Annotated in this window: 20 protein-coding genes, 1 rRNA gene and 1 other annotated feature; all 21 genes read left to right on the top strand. The window is 39.3% G+C overall.

Going from position 1 to position 19,125, the window contains the following annotated elements; genetic code table 11:
- The first annotated feature begins 97 nt into the window (after positions 1 to 97).
- Positions 98 to 973 carry a rod shape-determining protein MreC gene (mreC, locus tag J2Z32_RS07730; protein WP_210088613.1) on the top strand — a complete coding sequence of 292 codons (876 nt, stop codon included), beginning with the start codon at positions 98 to 100 and terminating at the stop codon, positions 971 to 973.
- On the top strand, positions 973 to 1,521 hold the full coding sequence (gene mreD, locus J2Z32_RS07725; RefSeq protein ID WP_210088612.1) for a rod shape-determining protein MreD: 549 nt from the start codon (positions 973 to 975) through the stop codon (positions 1,519 to 1,521). The genes mreC and mreD overlap by 1 nt, the downstream gene beginning before the upstream one ends.
- 71 nt (positions 1,522 to 1,592) lie before the next feature.
- Positions 1,593 to 2,252 (top strand): septum site-determining protein MinC, encoded by a 660-nt coding sequence (gene minC / locus J2Z32_RS07720; protein ID WP_210088611.1) that lies wholly within the window; start codon positions 1,593 to 1,595, stop codon positions 2,250 to 2,252.
- A 3-nt stretch (positions 2,253 to 2,255) separates the two neighbouring features.
- Positions 2,256 to 3,050: a septum site-determining protein MinD gene (gene minD, locus J2Z32_RS07715; RefSeq protein WP_210088739.1), complete on the top strand. Its 795-nt coding sequence runs from the start codon at positions 2,256 to 2,258 to the stop codon at positions 3,048 to 3,050.
- 6 nt (positions 3,051 to 3,056) lie between these two features.
- Positions 3,057 to 4,190 (top strand): FtsW/RodA/SpoVE family cell cycle protein, encoded by a 1,134-nt coding sequence (locus J2Z32_RS07710; RefSeq protein ID WP_210088610.1) that lies wholly within the window; start codon positions 3,057 to 3,059, stop codon positions 4,188 to 4,190.
- A 462-nt stretch (positions 4,191 to 4,652) separates the two neighbouring features.
- Complete coding sequence (locus J2Z32_RS22635) at positions 4,653 to 5,552, top strand: peptidoglycan DD-metalloendopeptidase family protein (RefSeq protein WP_210088609.1); 900 nt, start codon at positions 4,653 to 4,655, stop codon at positions 5,550 to 5,552.
- Positions 5,545 to 6,402 (top strand): M50 family metallopeptidase, encoded by an 858-nt coding sequence (locus tag J2Z32_RS07700; RefSeq protein WP_210088608.1) that lies wholly within the window; start codon positions 5,545 to 5,547, stop codon positions 6,400 to 6,402. The genes J2Z32_RS22635 and J2Z32_RS07700 overlap by 8 nt, the downstream gene beginning before the upstream one ends.
- Positions 6,403 to 6,462: 60 nt before the next feature.
- The gene (locus J2Z32_RS07695; RefSeq protein ID WP_210088607.1) at positions 6,463 to 7,644 is read left to right on the top strand and encodes an Rne/Rng family ribonuclease; all 1,182 of its coding nucleotides are present in this window, start codon (positions 6,463 to 6,465) and stop codon (positions 7,642 to 7,644) included.
- Between the two features lie 74 nt (positions 7,645 to 7,718).
- Positions 7,719 to 7,803 (top strand) — a sequence feature (ribosomal protein L21 leader region).
- A 13-nt stretch (positions 7,804 to 7,816) separates the two neighbouring features.
- Entirely contained in the window at positions 7,817 to 8,128 is a 312-nt protein-coding gene (gene rplU, locus J2Z32_RS07690) for a 50S ribosomal protein L21 (protein WP_210088606.1), read from the top strand.
- Between the two features lie 14 nt (positions 8,129 to 8,142).
- Positions 8,143 to 8,475, top strand: a complete 333-nt coding sequence (locus J2Z32_RS07685) for a ribosomal-processing cysteine protease Prp (protein WP_210088605.1) — start codon at positions 8,143 to 8,145, stop codon at positions 8,473 to 8,475.
- A gap of 17 nt (positions 8,476 to 8,492) precedes the next feature.
- Positions 8,493 to 8,804: a 50S ribosomal protein L27 gene (rpmA, locus tag J2Z32_RS07680; RefSeq protein WP_210088604.1), complete on the top strand. Its 312-nt coding sequence runs from the start codon at positions 8,493 to 8,495 to the stop codon at positions 8,802 to 8,804.
- A 197-nt stretch (positions 8,805 to 9,001) separates the two neighbouring features.
- Positions 9,002 to 9,772: a Spo0B domain-containing protein gene (locus tag J2Z32_RS07675; RefSeq protein ID WP_210088603.1), complete on the top strand. Its 771-nt coding sequence runs from the start codon at positions 9,002 to 9,004 to the stop codon at positions 9,770 to 9,772.
- Positions 9,763 to 11,073, top strand: coding sequence for a GTPase ObgE (gene obgE / locus J2Z32_RS07670; RefSeq protein ID WP_210088602.1), 1,311 nt, complete (start codon positions 9,763 to 9,765; stop codon positions 11,071 to 11,073). Before J2Z32_RS07675 ends, obgE begins: the two co-directional genes overlap by 10 nt.
- Before the next feature lie 258 nt (positions 11,074 to 11,331).
- Positions 11,332 to 11,769, top strand: coding sequence for an ACT domain-containing protein (locus J2Z32_RS07665; RefSeq protein WP_210088601.1), 438 nt, complete (start codon positions 11,332 to 11,334; stop codon positions 11,767 to 11,769).
- A 51-nt stretch (positions 11,770 to 11,820) separates the two neighbouring features.
- Positions 11,821 to 13,107, top strand: a complete 1,287-nt coding sequence (locus J2Z32_RS07660; protein ID WP_210088600.1) for a homoserine dehydrogenase — start codon at positions 11,821 to 11,823, stop codon at positions 13,105 to 13,107.
- 94 nt (positions 13,108 to 13,201) lie between these two features.
- Complete coding sequence (gene thrB, locus J2Z32_RS07655; protein WP_210088599.1) at positions 13,202 to 14,164, top strand: homoserine kinase; 963 nt, start codon at positions 13,202 to 13,204, stop codon at positions 14,162 to 14,164.
- Positions 14,161 to 15,057 carry a prephenate dehydratase gene (pheA, locus tag J2Z32_RS07650; RefSeq protein ID WP_210088598.1) on the top strand — a complete coding sequence of 299 codons (897 nt, stop codon included), beginning with the start codon at positions 14,161 to 14,163 and terminating at the stop codon, positions 15,055 to 15,057. The genes thrB and pheA overlap by 4 nt, the downstream gene beginning before the upstream one ends.
- Before the next feature lie 27 nt (positions 15,058 to 15,084).
- On the top strand, positions 15,085 to 15,963 hold the full coding sequence (ilvE, locus tag J2Z32_RS07645) for a branched-chain-amino-acid transaminase (RefSeq protein ID WP_210088597.1): 879 nt from the start codon (positions 15,085 to 15,087) through the stop codon (positions 15,961 to 15,963).
- A gap of 198 nt (positions 15,964 to 16,161) precedes the next feature.
- Entirely contained in the window at positions 16,162 to 16,827 is a 666-nt protein-coding gene (locus tag J2Z32_RS07640; protein ID WP_210088596.1) for a hypothetical protein, read from the top strand.
- A 207-nt stretch (positions 16,828 to 17,034) separates the two neighbouring features.
- Positions 17,035 to 18,279 (top strand): LysM peptidoglycan-binding domain-containing protein, encoded by a 1,245-nt coding sequence (locus J2Z32_RS22520; protein ID WP_342453934.1) that lies wholly within the window; start codon positions 17,035 to 17,037, stop codon positions 18,277 to 18,279.
- A 535-nt stretch (positions 18,280 to 18,814) separates the two neighbouring features.
- Positions 18,815 to 19,125 (top strand): 16S ribosomal RNA (locus J2Z32_RS07630); the annotation flags it as partial.

Below are 19,125 nucleotides of genomic sequence, written 5' to 3'. Positions count from 1 at the left end.
CGGCGCCGTCCCCTGGACGGCCTTGCCGTTTTTTTTCAAAGTATTTCCTATATTTTTTTGGTTCATTTAATGATTTTGCAATTTGTAAGGTTGGAGGGTGCTCAAACTGTTTAAGATGCTGGGCAACAAGAGACTATTTGTTTTATTGACGGTACTTATTATTTTTATTGCCCTGATGGGCTTTACATTAGGCTCTAGGAAGGAATTGTCCTGGCCTGAGAAATTTGTAAAGGATACGGTGAGTTTTGTACAATCGATCTTTTACAAGCCTGCTAGCTATGTAGCGGGCTTCTTTGAGGATATAGGAAACTTGAAATCACTAGAGGAAGAAAATGAACAGCTCAAAATTGCTTTGTCCCATTACACAAGAGATAAAGCAAAATACAACTGGATTGATCAGGAGAACGAGCGACTTCAAACCTTGCTTAAATTTACAGATGCGCAAAAAAAGCTTAATAACTATGATTGGGTGATTGCACAAGTCGTAAGTGTAAATGAAGATCCAATCAATAAAACGATTGTCTTAAATATCGGCAGTCGTGAAGGTGTGAAGGAAGGGATGGCTGTATCCTCTGTACAGGGCTTGGTTGGTGTCATTAGTCATGTGAGCAACTTTACCTCTACCGTTAAATTAGCAACTAGCATGGACGCAAAAGATCCTAATTCTAACGCTATTGCAGCAACAGCCCAAGGAAAAGAAAACCAAGTATTTGGGATGATTGAAACGTATGATAAAACAACGGGTAAATTTTTAATGACTAAAATTGAAGATTCTAAAACATTAGTCAAAGGGGATACCATTGTTTCCTCAGGTATTGGCGGAGTTTTTCCACGAGGTGTAATTATAGGGACTGTAGATGAGGTTCAGGTTGATTCCTACGGATTAACCTATACCGCAACGGTTACTCCAGCAGCTAGCTTTATGGATTGGAAGGAATTATTTGTGGTGTTTACACCAGAGGTAGAAAAGTAGTGAGTAGAGTCCAACGCCGTAAATACATTCTTTTGCTGCTGCTGTTTTTGTTGTTTATTATTGAAGGTACAATTATTCCTTGGTTGATCCCAGGTTTTTTACAAAATAGAATTGCTCCACATCTCGTTTATATTGTGATTTTATTTGTAACCGTGTATTATGATCGCCATACTGCACTTATTTTAGGATTCTCTTTTGGTATGCTCCATGATATTGTTTATTATGGTGCATTGATAGGTACGTATTCCTTAGCAATGGGTTGCTCTTGCTACATACTTGGTCTTATATTTAGATCTCATCGTGCACCTATGCCACTTATGTTGATTGTGACTTTGCTTGGAAGCTTATTGTTTGATTCCATTGTATACGGGGTATATTTGGTGTTTGAAATTACACATCTTCCGTTTTCATGGGCGTTATCTAACCATATTATCCCTACGATGTTTTTTCACTTTGCATTTGCGTTGATGATTTATGTTCCTCTACGACGTCAGCTAGAAATCATTGCAAAACGCCGATCCTTGGATGAGAATAAGACACGCACCTAAGTACTTTTCTTGTTAGGAGGCAGGAAACTTATGTCTCCGAAGCGAATTGATCTAAAAGGGAGGTACAGGCTATGAACGTTAAATCCAATCATGTTACGATTAAGGGCATCAAGGACGGCCTGGTTTTCCTTTTAGATGACAAATGTGAATTTCCTAGTCTTCTAGAGGAGCTACGATATAAATTAGAATATAGTCATCAAAATATTTTGACGGGTCCGATTATTCATGTTGATGTTAAATTAGGTGCTCGTGAAATAAGCGAAGAGCAAAAAGTGATGATTTTAGATATATTATCGAAAAAGGGCAATTTATTAATTCGTTCTATCGATTCACCATCTGTTAAGAAGGAAGAAGATAGTGCAACGATCACGACAATGGGAGGAATTGTGAGATCAGGACAAGTCCTTCATCATGAAGGGAACCTTCTGTTTTTAGGAGATGTAAATCCTGGTGGCAGTTTGACATGTACAGGAGATGTATATGTACTCGGCTCGCTACGTGGTATGGCACACGCGGGGGTAAATGGAAATGAGAATGCAATCATTGCTGCTTCTTATTTGTCCCCTACTCAATTGCGAATTGCGGATATCATTAGTAGACCTCCAGATGAATGGGAAAATAAAGAAACTAGTATGGAATTTGCTAGCCTGCGAGATGGTGTGATGCAAATTGATAAAATAAGCAACATTAGTCGTTTCCGGAAGGATTTAAATGTGTTTAAAGGGGTGTGAATGATGGGAGAGGCTATCGTAATTACTTCTGGTAAAGGTGGCGTAGGCAAAACAACAACATCAGCGAATATTGGCACAGCACTAGCATTGCTTGGAAAAAAAGTTTGTCTAGTAGATACCGATATTGGTTTGCGTAACCTAGATGTTGTTATGGGACTTGAAAATCGTATTATATATGATTTAATCGACGTTGCAGAAGGACGTTGCCGTCTTAATCAGGCTTTAGTAAAAGATAAACGTTTTGATGAGTTATATATGTTACCAGCTGCACAAACAAAGGATAAAACTGCGATTTCACCAGAGCAAGTCAAGGATATCATTTTAGAATTAAAAAAAGAATATGAATATGTTATTATTGACTGCCCTGCCGGGATTGAACAAGGCTTTAAAAATGCTATCTCTGGTGCAGATCAGGCGATCGTAGTTACTACGCCAGAAAATGCTGCGGTGCGTGATGCTGATCGCATTATTGGTTTGTTGGAAAATTCACATATTGGTTCGCCTAAGCTTGTTGTGAACCGGGTTAAATCTAGCATGATGAAGTCAGGGGATATGTTAGATATTGAAGGTATTTTGCAAGTACTAAATATCGATTTAATTGGAATTGTACCTGACGATGAAATGGTAATTAAGGCTGCAAATACTGGAGAACCCACCGTAATGAATCCTTCCTCGCAAGCAGCGATTGCTTATCGCAATATTGCCCGGCGTATACTTGGCGATACGGTTCCTCTCATGGTGTTGGATCAAAAATCCAGCGTCTTTAAACGTTTCAAAAAGTTTTTCGGAATGGGTTGATTGCGGTTGCTGTTTAAACTTAAAAAGCTTGACTGGGTTATTGTAGCTACATTAATTGTGCTTATGGTGATGAGTACAATATTAGTGAATAGCGCAATTGCTCCTTATGAAAATCAGTTTAATGGTTATGAAATGCGAACAATTATATTTTACATTTTAGGCTTTGGTGTAGTTTTTGGTGTATCGCTAGTTGATTATCGTACAATACTCACCTATAGCTGGTATGTGTATGGATTTGGCTGCTTATTGTTAGTATTTGTTTTCTTTACACCTGCAATTAATGGGGCTCGGAGTTGGTTTTCGATTGGGAGCTTGCAGTTTCAACCCGCTGAGCTAGTTAAAGTGATTTTAATTATGTCTGTAGCTTATTTACTTGGTAAACGAAATGGGCAACCTCTAAAAATAGGACAAGATATTATTCCGATTACGGGTGTAGTAATGCTCCCGTTTTTACTTGTGTTGATTCAGCCAGATCTAGGAAATGCGATCATTTATCTTGTGATTCTTGTTGCAATGTTGTGGATAGGAAATTCAAAATATAGTCATGTTGTAATTGGTCTTGCTGGAGTGACAGTTTTGCTTATTGCATTTGTTACTGTATTTAATGCATATAATCAAGAAATTCGTGATTATTTAACCCAGCATAATAAGCTACATTGGTATCAACGAATTAATACGTTTGTGGATCCTGACAATGCAAGCAGTGATGATAGACATCAATCTAACTATGCAAAAATTGCGATAGGTTCCGGTGGCTTAATGGGCGATGGCTACATGTCTGGTCAGCTTAAGAATAAAAAGTTTATTCCTTATCCCTATTCTGATTCTATATTTGTTGTAGTAGGGGAAGAGTTTGGTTTCATTGGTGCCTCCGTATTGCTATTAACATACTTTTTACTTATTTATAGGATGATATTAATTGCTTTAGGCTGTATTGATAAAAGAGGGGCATATATTATTGTTGGAATTGTTGCCATGTTTCTATTTCAAATATTTGAAAATGTAGGGATGATGATTGGATTGATGCCAATCACAGGGATTACACTACCATTTATTAGTTATGGGGGCACCTCGTTATTAATTAATATGTTATGTATTGGAATTGTTTTTAGTATTAAGCTCCATCAGGAAAAATATTAGATTGTAAAATTACACACTAAATCAAATTAGTGGCTGGCAATGATGGAGATGGATGCTACGATCCAGAGCGTTCTTCCGATCGTTGTTAAAACCAGATTCTCATTTTGATATTAACTTAGTTGTTATAATCCGGTTTTAAATACGAACGTTCCACTTCTTCAGAATCGCTCTGTCTCTACGCTGTGTGTGGTGTTTGCCAACCACTAATTTAAAATATTAGCTCTTAATTTTATCTTGAATTTGAAAATTGGAAAAAAATTTAAAGCAAAATAAAATCAGTGTAAAAGCTGGTGCATCGCGCACTGGCTTTTTTTATTTGTGTGCGTATTTTCATAATTTAGCCAAGCCCTTCATAAATATAAGGTATGAAATAGAGACAAGCACAGTGAGTTAACGCTCTTTAGTTTGTAATGAGTGAGAGCTGATATAAATCTCTATAGTTTGTTAGGAGGGGTGGATCCAGTGGAAGATATAAAGTCTAATGTTAAAAAACGTAGAGACGAACGTATTAGACAACTAACCGCAGGTGATATTGTTCGAGAATTGCCAATTTCACCTATATCACCTATGTCACATCCAGCAGATTCAAGAGCATCAGCAACAACACCTTCAACAACGAAGCATTCATCCTCTACGAGCTTTTCTTCAATGGAAGCTGATCCAGAACTAGCATGGAAGCATAACAATCCTTGGAAAAATAAATTTGAAAATGACGTTCCAGATAAGCCTACACGTAAAAAAAGCTATTTTTGGAGAGGACAAGGTATACGTCTTTTGGTCAGTGTCATTATTTTTGCTGGTATTTATGGAATCCAAAATGTACAAACCTCTTGGTCGTTTCCGGTTCAATCGGTCATTGTACAATCGCTCACTCATGAAATGGATTTTAGTAAAGTAGAAGTGTGGTATGAGGACACCTTTGGGGGATCACCTTCCTTTATCCCTATTTTTAAACATAATGACCCACAGGGAGTAAAGGTTGAGGGAAAAGCAGGATTTGTAACTCCATTGCAGGGGAAAATTGTAAGCTCATTTGCAGTAAGCATGAAAGGAATCGAAATTCTTCCTAATGACAAGTCCGCTAGCAGTATAAATGTACAGAGCATATCGACAGGTAGAGTAATTGCTATAAATCAAGATGCAGTTACAGGTAAAACAGTCGTTATTCAACATACAGGGGGATATATTAGCAGTTACGGACGGATGGAGCAAGTGTTTGTTCAAAAAAATGACTGGATTGAAGGGGGGGAATGGATTGGTTCGCTACCTGCGACAACAAGTAACCCTCAAGCTACATTGTATTTTTCTATAGAAAAAGATAAGAAATTCATCGACCCAACGGATGTGATTATGATTGATTAAACTAGCTGGAATTACAATCAAGCTTCATCCTTTTTTTGTGCTTATGATGATGGCGTCTGTTGTAACAGGTCATTTTTTAGAACTATTAAGTTTATTTGTAATTGTCTTTATTCATGAATTAGGTCATGTCACCGCAGCACGTTTATTTGGTGTTTCTGTTTTGTCGATTGAAATGCTACCGTTTGGTGGAGTAGCTGTAATGGAGGATAGCGCTTATTTGTCAGCAGGCAAGGAAATTATAATCGCCCTAGCAGGTCCTTTGCAAAATGTATTATTAATTTTTTGTGCTTATTTTTACCAATATATTGGCTTAGGAGAAGGGGACTTTTTGTCGTATTTTATTGAATGTAATCTGATCATTGCCTTGTTTAACCTGCTCCCAATCCTCCCTTTAGACGGGGGGAAAGTTAGTCAGTCATTATTTAGCTTATTTGCACCCTATCACGCAACTTTATTATGGTCACTTCGAATCAGTGTTGTAGGTAGTCTATGTATGGTTAGTTATGCGATTATTCCATTTTTGCTAAGTCAAAAGCCCCCTCAACTTAATCTGTTATTAATTGGAAGTTTTTTGTTATATTCCAATTGGCAAGATTATCGCAATCTCCCCTACAGGTTTATGCGTTTCCTTATTCGTCGTGAGCAGACATATACCAAACATTGGATATATGGAAGTATAGCAGTTCCTATTGTTTCTCATCCACAGAAACCTTTAGAATATATATTGCGTCTATTTAGAAGAGAGAAATATCATTTTATTTATGTGATGAACGAACAAGGTGATATTGTTGCGGTTTTACCAGAACAAAAGGTCATTTCAGCTTTTTTGCGTGGTTTACCTAATCCATGAGATAATAAAAACTTATTAAGTAGAAACATTAAATACTGTTACAGAATAAAGGGTGAGCAAATGAAACAAATGCTAGTCCATTGTGCATCTGATCTCACAGCAATGGCTTTAATAGAAAATAATAAATTAGTAGAATATACAGTAGAATACGCACAACGCCAAGGTGTTGTGGGTAGCTTTTTTAAAGGGAAGGTTGTTAATGTTGTTCCAGGTATGCAGGCGGCCTTTGTAGATATCGGTCAAAAGAAAAATGCCTTTTTATATATAGATGATATATTGCCACAAAATCTAGAACAGTATCCTAAAGAAAAACCTTCTATTCAAGATTTAGTAAAAACTGGACAAGAACTAGTTGTGCAGGTGACTAAGGATGCATTTGGAAACAAAGGGGCAAGAATTACAACGCATTACTCTTTGCCAGGACGTTGGCTAGTATATATGCCCTATGCGGGGTATGTTGCAATTTCAAAAAAGATTAAGCAAGAGGAAGAGCGGGAGCGTTTAAAAACAGCAGGGGAACAGCTCCGGCAAGAAGAAGAAGGTTTAATTTTACGTACTGTAGCTGAACAACAAAGTCTAATCTCAATTGAACAGGATTTTAGATATTTACAAGAGCAATGGAACAGTATTTTGAATAGGGCACAAAAGGTCGCAGCACCATCTGCATTACATCATGATCTCAGTATGGTTCAGCGCTTAATTCGTGATGCATACAGTCCTGAAACGGACAACATTATTGTAGACTGTCCAAAGGTAGCGGAGGAGGTGTCGGTATTTGTGTCCTCCATGCTACCTAATGAGAAACCACATGTGAATGTGTATAAAGGGACAACACCTTTATTAGAGGAATATCTTATTACTCCCCAAGTAGAACGTGATTTTGGAAGGAAAACCTGGTTGCCTGGTGGTGGGTATTTAATCTGGGACCACACCGAAGCTTTAACGGTAATTGATGTGAACACTGGAAAGTATACGGGGGGGCAGGATTTAGAGCACACGGTATACCATACCAATCTTGAAGCTGCTATGGAGATGGCCAGATTGATCCGCTTGCGTGACATTGGGGGCATTATTATTATTGATTTTATTGATATGGACAGTGAAGCGCATCGTGATGCGGTATTGGATACTCTTGGCAATGCGATGGCCCAGGACAGGACACAACACCATATTTTAGGTTGGACAAGGCTTGGTTTAGTGGAGATGACGAGAAAAAGAATGAGAGAGATTATGATCGGCTAAATTTGAAATAGAAGTTGCTTTTCTGACGTGCTGGTGATATTATATTTAGGTATGTGACATAAGTATGACTTGTGCACATGCTGTAACCGCTCCGATCGGGTTAAGAAGTTTGTTTGATTTTTCAAGCAACACCTGAATTAGGCGAGTCTGAGACATGAGGAGGTGCAAGCATATGTACGCAATTATCGAAACAGGTGGCAAACAATACCGTGTTCAAGAAGGCGATGTTCTTTACATTGAAAAATTGAACGCAGAAGACGGATCAAGTGTAACATTTGATCGTGTATTGGCTGTATCTAACGGTGAAGGTTTGGTAGCAGGAACTCCATTGGTATCCGGTGCAAGTGTAACAGCGAAAGTTGAAAAACACGGCAAAGGTAAAAAAGTTGTTGTTTATAAATACAAACCTAAAAAGAACTACCACAAAAAACAAGGTCATCGTCAACCTTACACTAAAGTAACTATCGAGAAGATTCAAGCTTAATTATCGGTGACAATATGATTATTGTTTCTATATTAAGAGATGAATCTGACGGTGTTTATGGTTTTGAGATTAAGGGACATGCTAATTTTGCGAAAAAGGGCCAAGATATTGTCTGTGCTGGTGTTTCTGCGATTACCGTAGGTACTGTGAATTCGATCGAGTCATTAATTGGAGTTCATATGGATTCCGTTATGCAAGATGGTTTTCTAAATGCACGTCTTCCGCTTGGACTATCCTCTGAAGCTAAAGAAAAGTCACAGTTTTTACTCTCAGCCATGATAGTTATGTTGCAAGGGATCGAGGATTCTTACAACAAATATATTAAGATTCGGGATATAATTAATTAAAGAAGGAGGAAACCATTATGTTGAAGTTGGATCTCCAGTTATTCGCATCTAAAAAGGGTGTAGGTTCCACAAAAAACGGTCGTGACAGTATTTCCAAACGTCTTGGCGCAAAACGTGCAGACGGACAAACTGTAACAGGCGGAAGTATTCTTTATCGTCAACGTGGTACGAAAGTACACCCAGGCAATAACGTTGGTATTGGTAAAGATGATACATTATTTGCTAAAATCGATGGCGTTGTTAAGTTTGAACGTTGGGGCCGCGATCGCAAAAAAGTGAGCGTGTACCCTGTAGAGGTTGCTGCAGTAGCAGCAGCTGTTGAAGCTTAAGCTTAATGCATTAGGTTTTTAGAAGCCTCAGACATCAGTAATGTCTGGGGCTTCTTGATGTTTATAGCACATTTCAATATTTAGAAAAAAATCAATTCCTTGATATAGCTTTAATGGGACAAGGATTGTGATATACTAATGTAATGAAATAGGGTAAGGAGTTCATTAATTTGGTAAAGGAACGAGGAAAGTAACATATGAAGCAGTCGATTTTAGTACCAGTTGGTATTGCGGTATTTTCAGCACTCTGTATGGTACTCATTTACTTTCTTCATTCACCGATCATGAGCCTTATTCTGAGTATGTGTATGTTTGCTGTTCTTTGGGGATATGTATTTTATGTCAAAAAGCAAGCAGCAAACGAGCGCAGAAGTTTACTTGAGTCAGTACAAAGGACAGCAGCCGCAACACTTAGTCATCATCGTCATGATTGGATGAATGATTTGCAGATTTTGTACGGTTATATTCAATTACGCAAATATGATAAACTTGCAGGCTGTGTGGAAAGAATAAAGGAACGGTTGTTAATTGAGAGCAAAATATCTAGATTAGGCATCCCATCCTTAACTTTTTATTTACAGTCATTTCGTGAACTAAACAGCAATGTTCAGCTTACCGTGTTGATTGAAGGTGATCTTCAGCTTGATTCATTATGCTCAGAGCAGGGGAATCAGCACCTAACATCTGCAATTGTAGAAACTATTCGTGCTTTTCAATTTAAGGATCGGAAATCTTGGGGAGAGTTGTTACAATTAACAGTCTCATTTTACCTTGATCAGGGTCATGTTTATGTTTCTTTTGATCAAGAAAGTCCAACTAACAACATAGATACAATCAAGCTGCACTTGGAGCATTTATTATCGGGAACTGAAGTGGTAGTTTCTTGTAATGAATCAGAATCAGAGAACTCAAAACTTCTACTGTCTGTACCTTGCAGCAAATCAAATGAGGTGAATGCATGTTCGTAGATAAAGCTAAGATTTACGTAAAAGGTGGAGATGGCGGAGACGGCATCGTCGCTTTTCGACGTGAAAAATATGTACCTGATGGTGGACCAGCCGGTGGTGATGGAGGTAAGGGTGGAGATGTTATCTTTCGTGTAGATGAAGGATTACGTACACTTATGGACTTCAGGTATCAACGACATTTTAAGGCTGATCGTGGTATTAAAGGGCGTAACAAAAGTCAGCATGGTGCAAATGCAGAAAATATGATTGTGCGGATACCACCGGGTACGATCGTTATTGATGACGATTCTGGTGAAGTATTAGCAGACCTTACGCGTCATGGTCAACAGATTGTTGTTGCCCGTGGAGGTCGTGGAGGGAGAGGAAATACAAGATTCGCGACTCCTAAAAATCCTGCTCCAGAGCTTGCAGAGCATGGCGAAGAAGGGCAAGAACGTTACGTTACGTTAGAACTTAAAGTAATGGCAGACGTTGGTTTGGTTGGATTCCCAAGCGTAGGCAAGTCAACTCTATTGTCTGTTGTCTCTGCGGCACAGCCTAAAATCGGAGCGTATCACTTTACAACGATTACTCCTAATTTAGGTGTTGTAGATGTAAGTGAAGGTAGAAGTTTTGTTATGGCAGACTTGCCAGGATTAATCGAAGGCGCAAGCGAAGGTGTAGGCTTAGGTCATGAGTTTCTTCGTCATATCGAGCGTACTCGTGTTATTATCCATGTCGTTGATATGGCAGGCTCCGAAGGTCGTGATCCGTTTGATGACTGGCAAAAAATTAATAATGAACTAAAGCAATACAATGCCCACCTAGAGGATCGTCCTCAAATAGTAGCTGCGAACAAAATGGATATGCCTGATGCTGAGGAAAATTTAGAATTGTTTAAACAGCAAATATCAGAGGTGCGCCCTGACCTCATTATTATGCCGATTTCTTCATTAACGCGTAAAGGGGTTCAGGAGCTTTTATATCGTGCGGCTGATTTGTTGGATCAAATTCCACAAGCACCGGCGATTGAAGAAGTTACTGAAATCAATGAACGTAAAGTATATAAGCTTGAATCTAAAGACGATAACAGCTTTACGATAAAACGGGATAACGAAGATTTCGTTGTGGAATGTCCTAAGGTTGAGCGTATGATGAAACGGATGCAGCTTAATACACATGATGCGATCTTAAAATTAGCAAGAACGTTACGTCACATGGGAATTGATGATGCATTACGTGAGCGTGGCGCAAAGGATGGCTCCATTGTGCGTATTGCTGATTTTGAATTTGAGTTTGTTGAGGGAAGTAGTTATTACTAATACGAACGTTCCACTTCTCCAGAATCCCTTGTTTCTCCGCTTGGTTTGAGTTGTTTGTCAACCATTAATTTAATTATTAACCTAAATATATTAATAATTTGATGTATATATAGGTATATAAAAGAGATGATTTCTGTAGTTTACAGAGGTCGTCTTTTTTTTAGCCAAAGTTTTGTCAACAATTTAGGTTGCCGGACTTGATGGTTTAGGATATAATGTCCACTATACGAAAACAAAGGTCTCTAAGGAGAGGACGTTTTGAAGGAACGTTATTATTTAGTACGTGAAGATATTTTACCAGAAGCCGTATTAAAAACAATACAGGTGAAGCAGTTGTTAGCAAGTGGAGAAGTGAAGACGGTATACGATGCAACGATGCAGATTGGATTAAGTCGAAGTGCGTTTTATAAATATAAGGATGGTATACATTTATTAAATCAATTAGAACGAGAGCGTATCGTAACGATCTCTTTTGATTTGGAGCATCGCTCAGGGATATTATCTGAGGTACTGACGAAAATCGCAAGCTTTGGTGGCAATGTTTTAACGATCAACCAAAGTATCCCGCTGCAAGGAAGAGCTAATGTTGTAATTTCAGTTGAAATATCTAATTTAATAGAGGAATTGGATGAACTGCTGCAAACTCTTCATAAGCTGACTGGGGTTAAAAGAATACACATCGTTGGTCAGGGATAACAAAAAAATGCTGTGTATAAGTATAGCTGCGCAAAATGGAGGGGAATCGGCATGAAGCCAATTAAAGTAGGTTTACTTGGACTAGGAACAGTGGGAACAGGGGTTGTCCGTATTGTGGAAGGGCACCAAGAGGATTTAATAAGTCAAGTTGGTTCACCAGTTGTGATTGAACGCATTGCAGTGCGAACTCTAGATAAACAAAGAAATATTGATATTGCATCGTCTAAGCTGACAGAAGATCCTTGGGATGTAATAGATGATCCTGAGATCGACGTTATTGTTGAGGTTATGGGTGGAATTGAGCCTACTAAAACATATATATTAGAAGCGTTGGAACGAGGTAAGCACATTGTTACGGCAAATAAAGATCTAATGGCACTTTATGGTTCAGAAATTTTAGCCAAAGCAAAATATAAACGTTGTGACGTATTTTATGAAGCTAGTGTTGCTGGTGGGATTCCAATTATCCGTACACTAGTCGAGGGGTTCTCCTCCGATCGGATTATGAAAATTATGGGCATTGTGAATGGCACAACTAATTATATTTTATCTAAAATGAGCCAGGAAGGCGCTTCGTATGATGATGTCTTGCAGGAAGCGCAAGCTTTAGGATATGCAGAAAGTGACCCTACTGCTGACGTGGAGGGACTCGACGCAGCTCGTAAAATGGCGATCCTTGGTACAATTGGCTTCCGTACCAATGTTGGTCTTGATGATGTTTCAGTGCGAGGTATTTCCTCTGTATCTAAGGAGGATATCATGTATGCCAAAAGGCTAGGTTATGAAATGAAGCTGCTTGGTATAGCTGAATATCAGGATAATGAATTTAATATTAGTGTTGAACCAACGATGGTTAAGGAAGATCATCCGATCGCATCTGTTAACGGTGTATATAATGCAGTTTATGTGTATGGAGAAGCGGTTGGAGAAACGATGTTTTATGGTGCAGGTGCTGGAGAAATGCCAACAGCCACCTCCATTGTGGCGGACTTAGTTACCGTAATTAAAAACATTAAATTAGGCATCAACGGGTTGAGGGAGCTAGTATCCTATACAGATAGTAAAGTAAAGCAAGACGAAAATGTCTTTTGTAAAAATTTCCTATTGCTTCAGGTTGAAGATAAAGCAGGTGTATTGGCACAAATCACACAAATTTTTGCCGAATATCAGGTCAGCTTAGAGTCGGTACTTCAAACGCCTGATAAGCATTCCAAGGATGTCGAAATTATTATTATTACTCATAACGCTAGTAAAGCGAGCATGAATCAAGTGTTAAGTCACTTTGAAACATTGAGTGCGGTTCGTCGCATAAAAAGTGTGTATCGCGTCGAAAGCTAAAGCTTAGATTATTTTATGAGCATAATAAGTTTAAACGTATAGAAAAAAAGGATCAGCATGTATAAGGCAGGTTCGTAATTAAGGGAGAGTAACTATGGGATACGAGGCAGTACGCATTAAAATACCGGCAAGTACCGCTAATTTAGGTCCTGGCTTTGATACATTAGGGATGGCTTTATCGTTGTATGCTTGGATTGAAATGAAACCAGCGGAACAGACCACCTTTCACTTATATGGGGACCAGCTTAGCGGAATTCCACAAGATAAAACCAACCTAATCTATAAAGTCGCTCAAGCTGTTTTTCGTGAAGCAGGCGTTCAGTTGCCTGAGCTTGAAATTTCAATGTATAGTGAAATTCCTTTGACACGTGGGCTTGGTAGCAGTGCCTCTGCTATCGTTGGTGCACTTGTGGCTGCTAATGAACTGATCGGGGCGCCTCTTTCTCAAAATAAACTAATGGATATGGCAACCAATCTTGAGAAACATCCTGACAACGTGGGGGCTTCCTTGTTAGGGGGAATTGTAACTGCGGCATGGGATGGAACTCACACGAAATATATTCAATTTGACGCACCTGACAATTTAGAGGTTTTGGTTGCGATTCCTGATTTTCAATTATCGACTTCCGCTGCTAGAGGTGTATTGCCAACTGAGGTTAGCCTAAAGGATGCCGTCTTTAATACAAGTCGCACTTCCTTGTTAACCGCAGCATTAGCGACAGGACGACTTGATCTGATTTCATTTGCAATGCAGGACGTTCTTCATCAGCCTTATCGTGCCTCACTTGTACCTGGTTTAACACATGTGCTTGAGGAGGCATGTACACACGGTGCGCTTGGTGCAGCATTAAGTGGTGCGGGCCCAACTGTACTTGCATTAGTGGATAAAAACAGTAGTGATAAGCAAGACTTAGAGCAATTTATGCAAAATACATTTTCAGCAGAGGGCATTACAGCTACCACTTTATGGCTTAAACCTTGCGCAACAGGGGCGAACAGGCTTACTATAGAGAAAGAAGACTTCTTTGAAGCGATCGTTAGAGGTGTGCAGTCATGAAAAAAATAGCTCTTTTACCTCAAGGCTCAGTTTCGCATGAAGCATTACTCCATTTAATTGGAGAAGATGAGCCTGTTGAATTACATCATTTTAAGCACATTTCTGATGTGTTTTTGCAGGTAGCTAATGGTCTGGTGGATTATAGTGTTATCCCGATTGAGAATACGATAGAAGGTTCTGTTAGCTTGCATTTGGATTGGCTTGTCCATGAGGTCGATGTACCTATGCAAGTAGAATGGTTGTATCCTTCGATACAAAATTTAATTGGGCGCAAGTCAGAACTGGTGTCTGAAACTAACAAATCTGTTGAAGGTCAAACAGAAGCGATTAGCTATGACACTGTGAAAAAAGTATTATCCCATCCTGTGGCGGTTGCCCAATGTATGCAGTTTATTCGTTCGCATATGCCGCAAGCTGAAATTGAGCATGTTGGCAGTACAGCTGAATCTGTTGAAATTGTGAAACGGCATCCCGGCGAGGGACTGGCAGGCATTGGTACTGCTTTAGCAGCTAAAATTCATGGACTAGACGTGTTAGCTAAGGAAATTACGGATCATAATAACAATTATACGAAGTTTGTTCTTATTGGAGCGAAGCCATTTGTTAGCTCTAAAATTAACATACAAACCAAAACAAGTATGCTGGTAACATTGCCAGAGGACTTTGCGGGTGCGCTTCATCAGGTATTATCGGCTTTGGCTTGGCGTAGGCTAAACTTGTCTCGTATTGAGTCGCGTCCAACCAAAAAAAGACTGGGCAGTTACTATTTCTATATGGATGTATTAGCCTCCATTGACTCAGTATTGCTACAATCAGCCATTGAAGAAATTCAGGCCTTAAATTGTCAAGTACGTATACTTGGCAGCTATCCTACTTGTGGTTACAATCATTAAGCATAAATTAGTGGAGGGGTGTTTGAAATGACACAAAAAATTTATTTAAATGGTCAGTTTGTAAATAAGGAAGATGCCGTTGTCTCTGTATACGATCATGGTTTCTTATATGGTGATGGTATTTTTGAAGGGATTCGGATCTATAATGGAAACATTTTTAAATGCAAAGAGCATTTAGAGCGTTTATATGATTCAGCTAAATCTATCATGTTAAACATTCCTTTAAGCTACCAAGAGATGGAAGATGCATTAGTAGAGACGATCCGTCTTAATGAAATGAGAGATGGATATATTCGTCTTATCGTTTCACGTGGTACAGGTAATTTAGGTTTAGATCCTAACCGCTGTCCACAGGCTTCTGTGATCATTATCGTTGAGCAGCTTGCGATTTATTCAGAAGAAGCATACAAAACAGGGTTAAAAACAGTTTCTGTGTCTACGCGTCGGAACATTCCAGATGCACTTAACCCTAAAATTAAATCCTTAAACTATTTAAATAATATTTTGGTGAAAATTCAATCCAACCTTTCTGGTGCAGGAGAAGCGATTATGCTGAATGCCCAAGGGTACGTAACTGAAGGATCAGGCGATAACATTTTTATTATTAAAAATGGTGTGATCACAACTCCACCTTGCTACTTAGGGGCACTAGACGGAATTACTCGCAGAGCAATCATGGAAATTTGTGATAAGAAAGGTTATGTCTTAAAAGAAGAGCCTTTCACACTACATGATGTGTATGTAGCAGATGAGGTTTTCTTAACAGGAACTGCAGCGGAAGTAATTGCAGTGCGTGAAGTTGATGGACGTATCATTGGTGAAGGACATGCAGGTCCAATTACGTTACAGCTTCTTGATGAATTCCGCAACGTTGTTGATAAAGATGGCGTAAAGGTGTTTGAATAGGCCCTGAACGTTCGGAGTGTTTATTTTGAACTAAAATAAGCTTGGTGTTTTCCTTTTGGAGAGCATCAGGCTTTTTTGATAATAATTAATATGTTTTGAGGGAAGCGAAGCTCTTTTTTGGGTATATAACTGTAAATAGCATATTAGTCGAAGGATGGAAAAAAGACTGGATATGTAGGTGAGGAGGAGGAATTAAAAATGAGTGAGATGAAGAAGGGGTTAATTGAAAAATACTCTATGATTATTCCGATCGCTGAACGAGAAGTGTGGGAGTCCAAAGGGTGGGCTGAAGAGAATACATTCCGTGATTTCAATTATGAGGCGGAAGAAGGCGAAGCGATGATGACCATGATCCCTCAGACCGTGAAGGAGATTGGTGAAGATTATTTGTTAGGTAGCCGAGTTGCTGGGTTTAGCACCCATCTGGGAACCTATGGCATGGGCGGCCCTGGCTTTTTTGGATTGCTGTTGGAGAAGGGAGCTATTAGACAGTATATTGTCTATGCCGTCTGGGCATCAGGTCAGTATATCCTGCTGGACGGTAGGGTAATTGAATGTCATCTGAGTTATAACCAGAGTCATCGGCCATGGTTATCGAACTGGGTAGGAGAGTCTGAGGAAGAGCAGTGGGACGAGTTGACCAATAATATAATGGGAAGCCTAGTGACTGCTGTCCGTCTGACTGATGATGAGCTTGAATTGGAATTGACGCAGGAGAGCTTGCGAAGCCGATTTGTATTCCACAAGTATCACCCAGATCTTCCGCCACAAGGAAATGGCGAGCCGCGTAAGCCTGCCTTCGAGGAAGGTGTCATTGGCGATTTTATAGTAGTGTCGGAGGAATATGCCGTTCTGCATGTGTAATGGAAGTTCGGGAATATGAAGTGTTAACGTTGCTGCTTTCCTTGAAGTTAGCAACCACTAATTTTTGTTTTGAGCCGTAATTTCAGATTACAATAAAAAAATATCTGTATATAGATGTCAAAAAGGAGACTTCTGCATAGGATGTATTAATTGGGCCCGGGCGAATACCATGGTCCTTTAAGAAGATGTCTAGGAGGTCTTTCATCGGTGAAAATTCATATTGTGAAGCAAGGGGATACATTGTTTGAATTATCCAAGAAGTATAATGTGCCCCTCCAAGCTATCATTGACGCTAATCCACAGCTCAGCGATCCGAATAAGTTAAACATTGGGGATAAAATCAAAATCCCTACAACTTCGACGCCAGGGCAAGGAACTGATGACGTGCTATATAAGCATGTTGTGAAGCAAGGAGACACGTTGTATAAGCTATCCAAAGCATGGGGTGTGCCTTTACAAACCTTAATTGATGCTAACCCACAGCTCAGCGATCCAAATGTATTAAAAATTGGAGAGGTTATTAATATCCCAAAAGTATCCACCACTCCAGCTCCGGCGCCAAATCCAAATCCAAATCCAAACCCAAAACCAAAACCAACACCAACACCACTGCCAGCAAATCCGTCTACGTCACCAAGTCAGACAGGGAAAAAGAATACAGCTCCAAAGCCAATTGAAAACCTTCCGCCAAAAGCAGAGGAAAAGAAACCCGTTCAACCAATCACACCACCGCCAGCGCCACAATTTATACAACAAATTCAAATTATTGAGGAAAATACTTATACAAAAGTAGAAAAGGCGAAATGTGAGCCTGAGCAACCGCCCAAGAAGCCAGATTGTGGCTGCAATGAAAAACCAAAGGCAGTTCATCCATATCAACAGTGCCAGACACCTGTTAAAGAAGTTTCATCCTATTATGATCTACCACCAATCTCACCATACTCAGTAGAACAAGGGCATGGACAATATCCAGGCATCTCGAATATTCCAACTTATCCAATTCAAACGACACCAAATGCTCACTACCCTCACTGTGGTCCTGAACATGAAAACAACCAATGGGGAATGAGTCCAGCACAGCATTGCAATAATATGCAAGGTCCTGCGAATATGTGGGGGAATGAATGTCCAAGTCCGCATCATACCCATTCTAGTCATTGTCATCCATTTGCATATGTAATGCCTGTTCAACCGTGTGTATTTATGCCAGCTAATATGAGTGGGCCAACAATTGGCATGACACCATGGGGACCTATGCTTCGTGATGAAGAAGTCCAGCCCGCACAAGAGGTTACATCCCAGTCAGAGGTGGATAAGGAAGTAACTATTTCTAACCAAGAGACAAAAACAAGAACAGGTACAAAGAGAAAATCTTCAACAGGAAACAATACAGTGCAAAAAAAGAAAACAGCTAGCAAATCAAAAGGACGTCAAAATCCTTGGTCTAACTAAATGAAAGGAGAGGGAGCTTAGTTGTTCCCTCTTTCTTTTTGTATGTCATGAAAACAAGATGATAATCCTCCTTAAACATAATATTGATGAAAAGAAGTATAAAAAGTGTAGGGATTATAGAAATCATAGAATGTGTAGTTTAAACTTAGATTAAGTTGGTTAAATACAATAAATAACACAAAATAAATAGTCAAAAACAAATAGAATGAGCAAATAAGGTGATCACAGATAGTTGCATTGTAGCATGGGAGTATAATCTTAAAAAAATAGCTTTTATAAACTATTAAAAATTTTTTTGAAAAAACACTTGTCAAAGGCGTTTGTACGTGTTATATTATTTAAGTCGCCGCTGAGAGATGCGACGATGAGAAACACACCGAAACATAAAACAAATCAACAAAAAGTAACAAAGTTGATCTTTGAAAACTAAACAACGAGTGAATTTTACGAAAGTGGAATTCAAAAATAAGTAGATTAATTTCAACGAATTAATCTCGTCAGATTCAAAATGAGCTTATCGCTCTTTTCAATAACTTTATTGGAGAGTTTGATCCTGGCTCAGGACGAACGCTGGCGGCGTGCCTAATACATGCAAGTCGAGCGGACTTGATGAGAAGCTTGCTTCTCTGAGAGTTAGCGGCGGACGGGTGAGTAACACGTAGGCAACCTGCCTGTAAGACTGGGATAACTACCGGAAACGGTAGCTAATACCGGATAGGTGATTTTCTCGCATGAGAAAGTCAAGAAAGACGGAGCAATCTGTCACTTACGGATGGGCCTGCGGCGCATTAGCTAGTTGGTGAGGTAATGGCTCACCAAGGCGACGATGCGTAGCCGACCTGAGAG

Source organism: Paenibacillus turicensis (assembly GCF_017873435.1).
GTDB classification, from domain to species: domain Bacteria; phylum Bacillota; class Bacilli; order Paenibacillales; family Paenibacillaceae; genus Fontibacillus; species Fontibacillus turicensis.
Note: the sequence above shows the minus strand (reverse complement) of the source record. Positions and strands in the feature narration are given on the sequence as shown.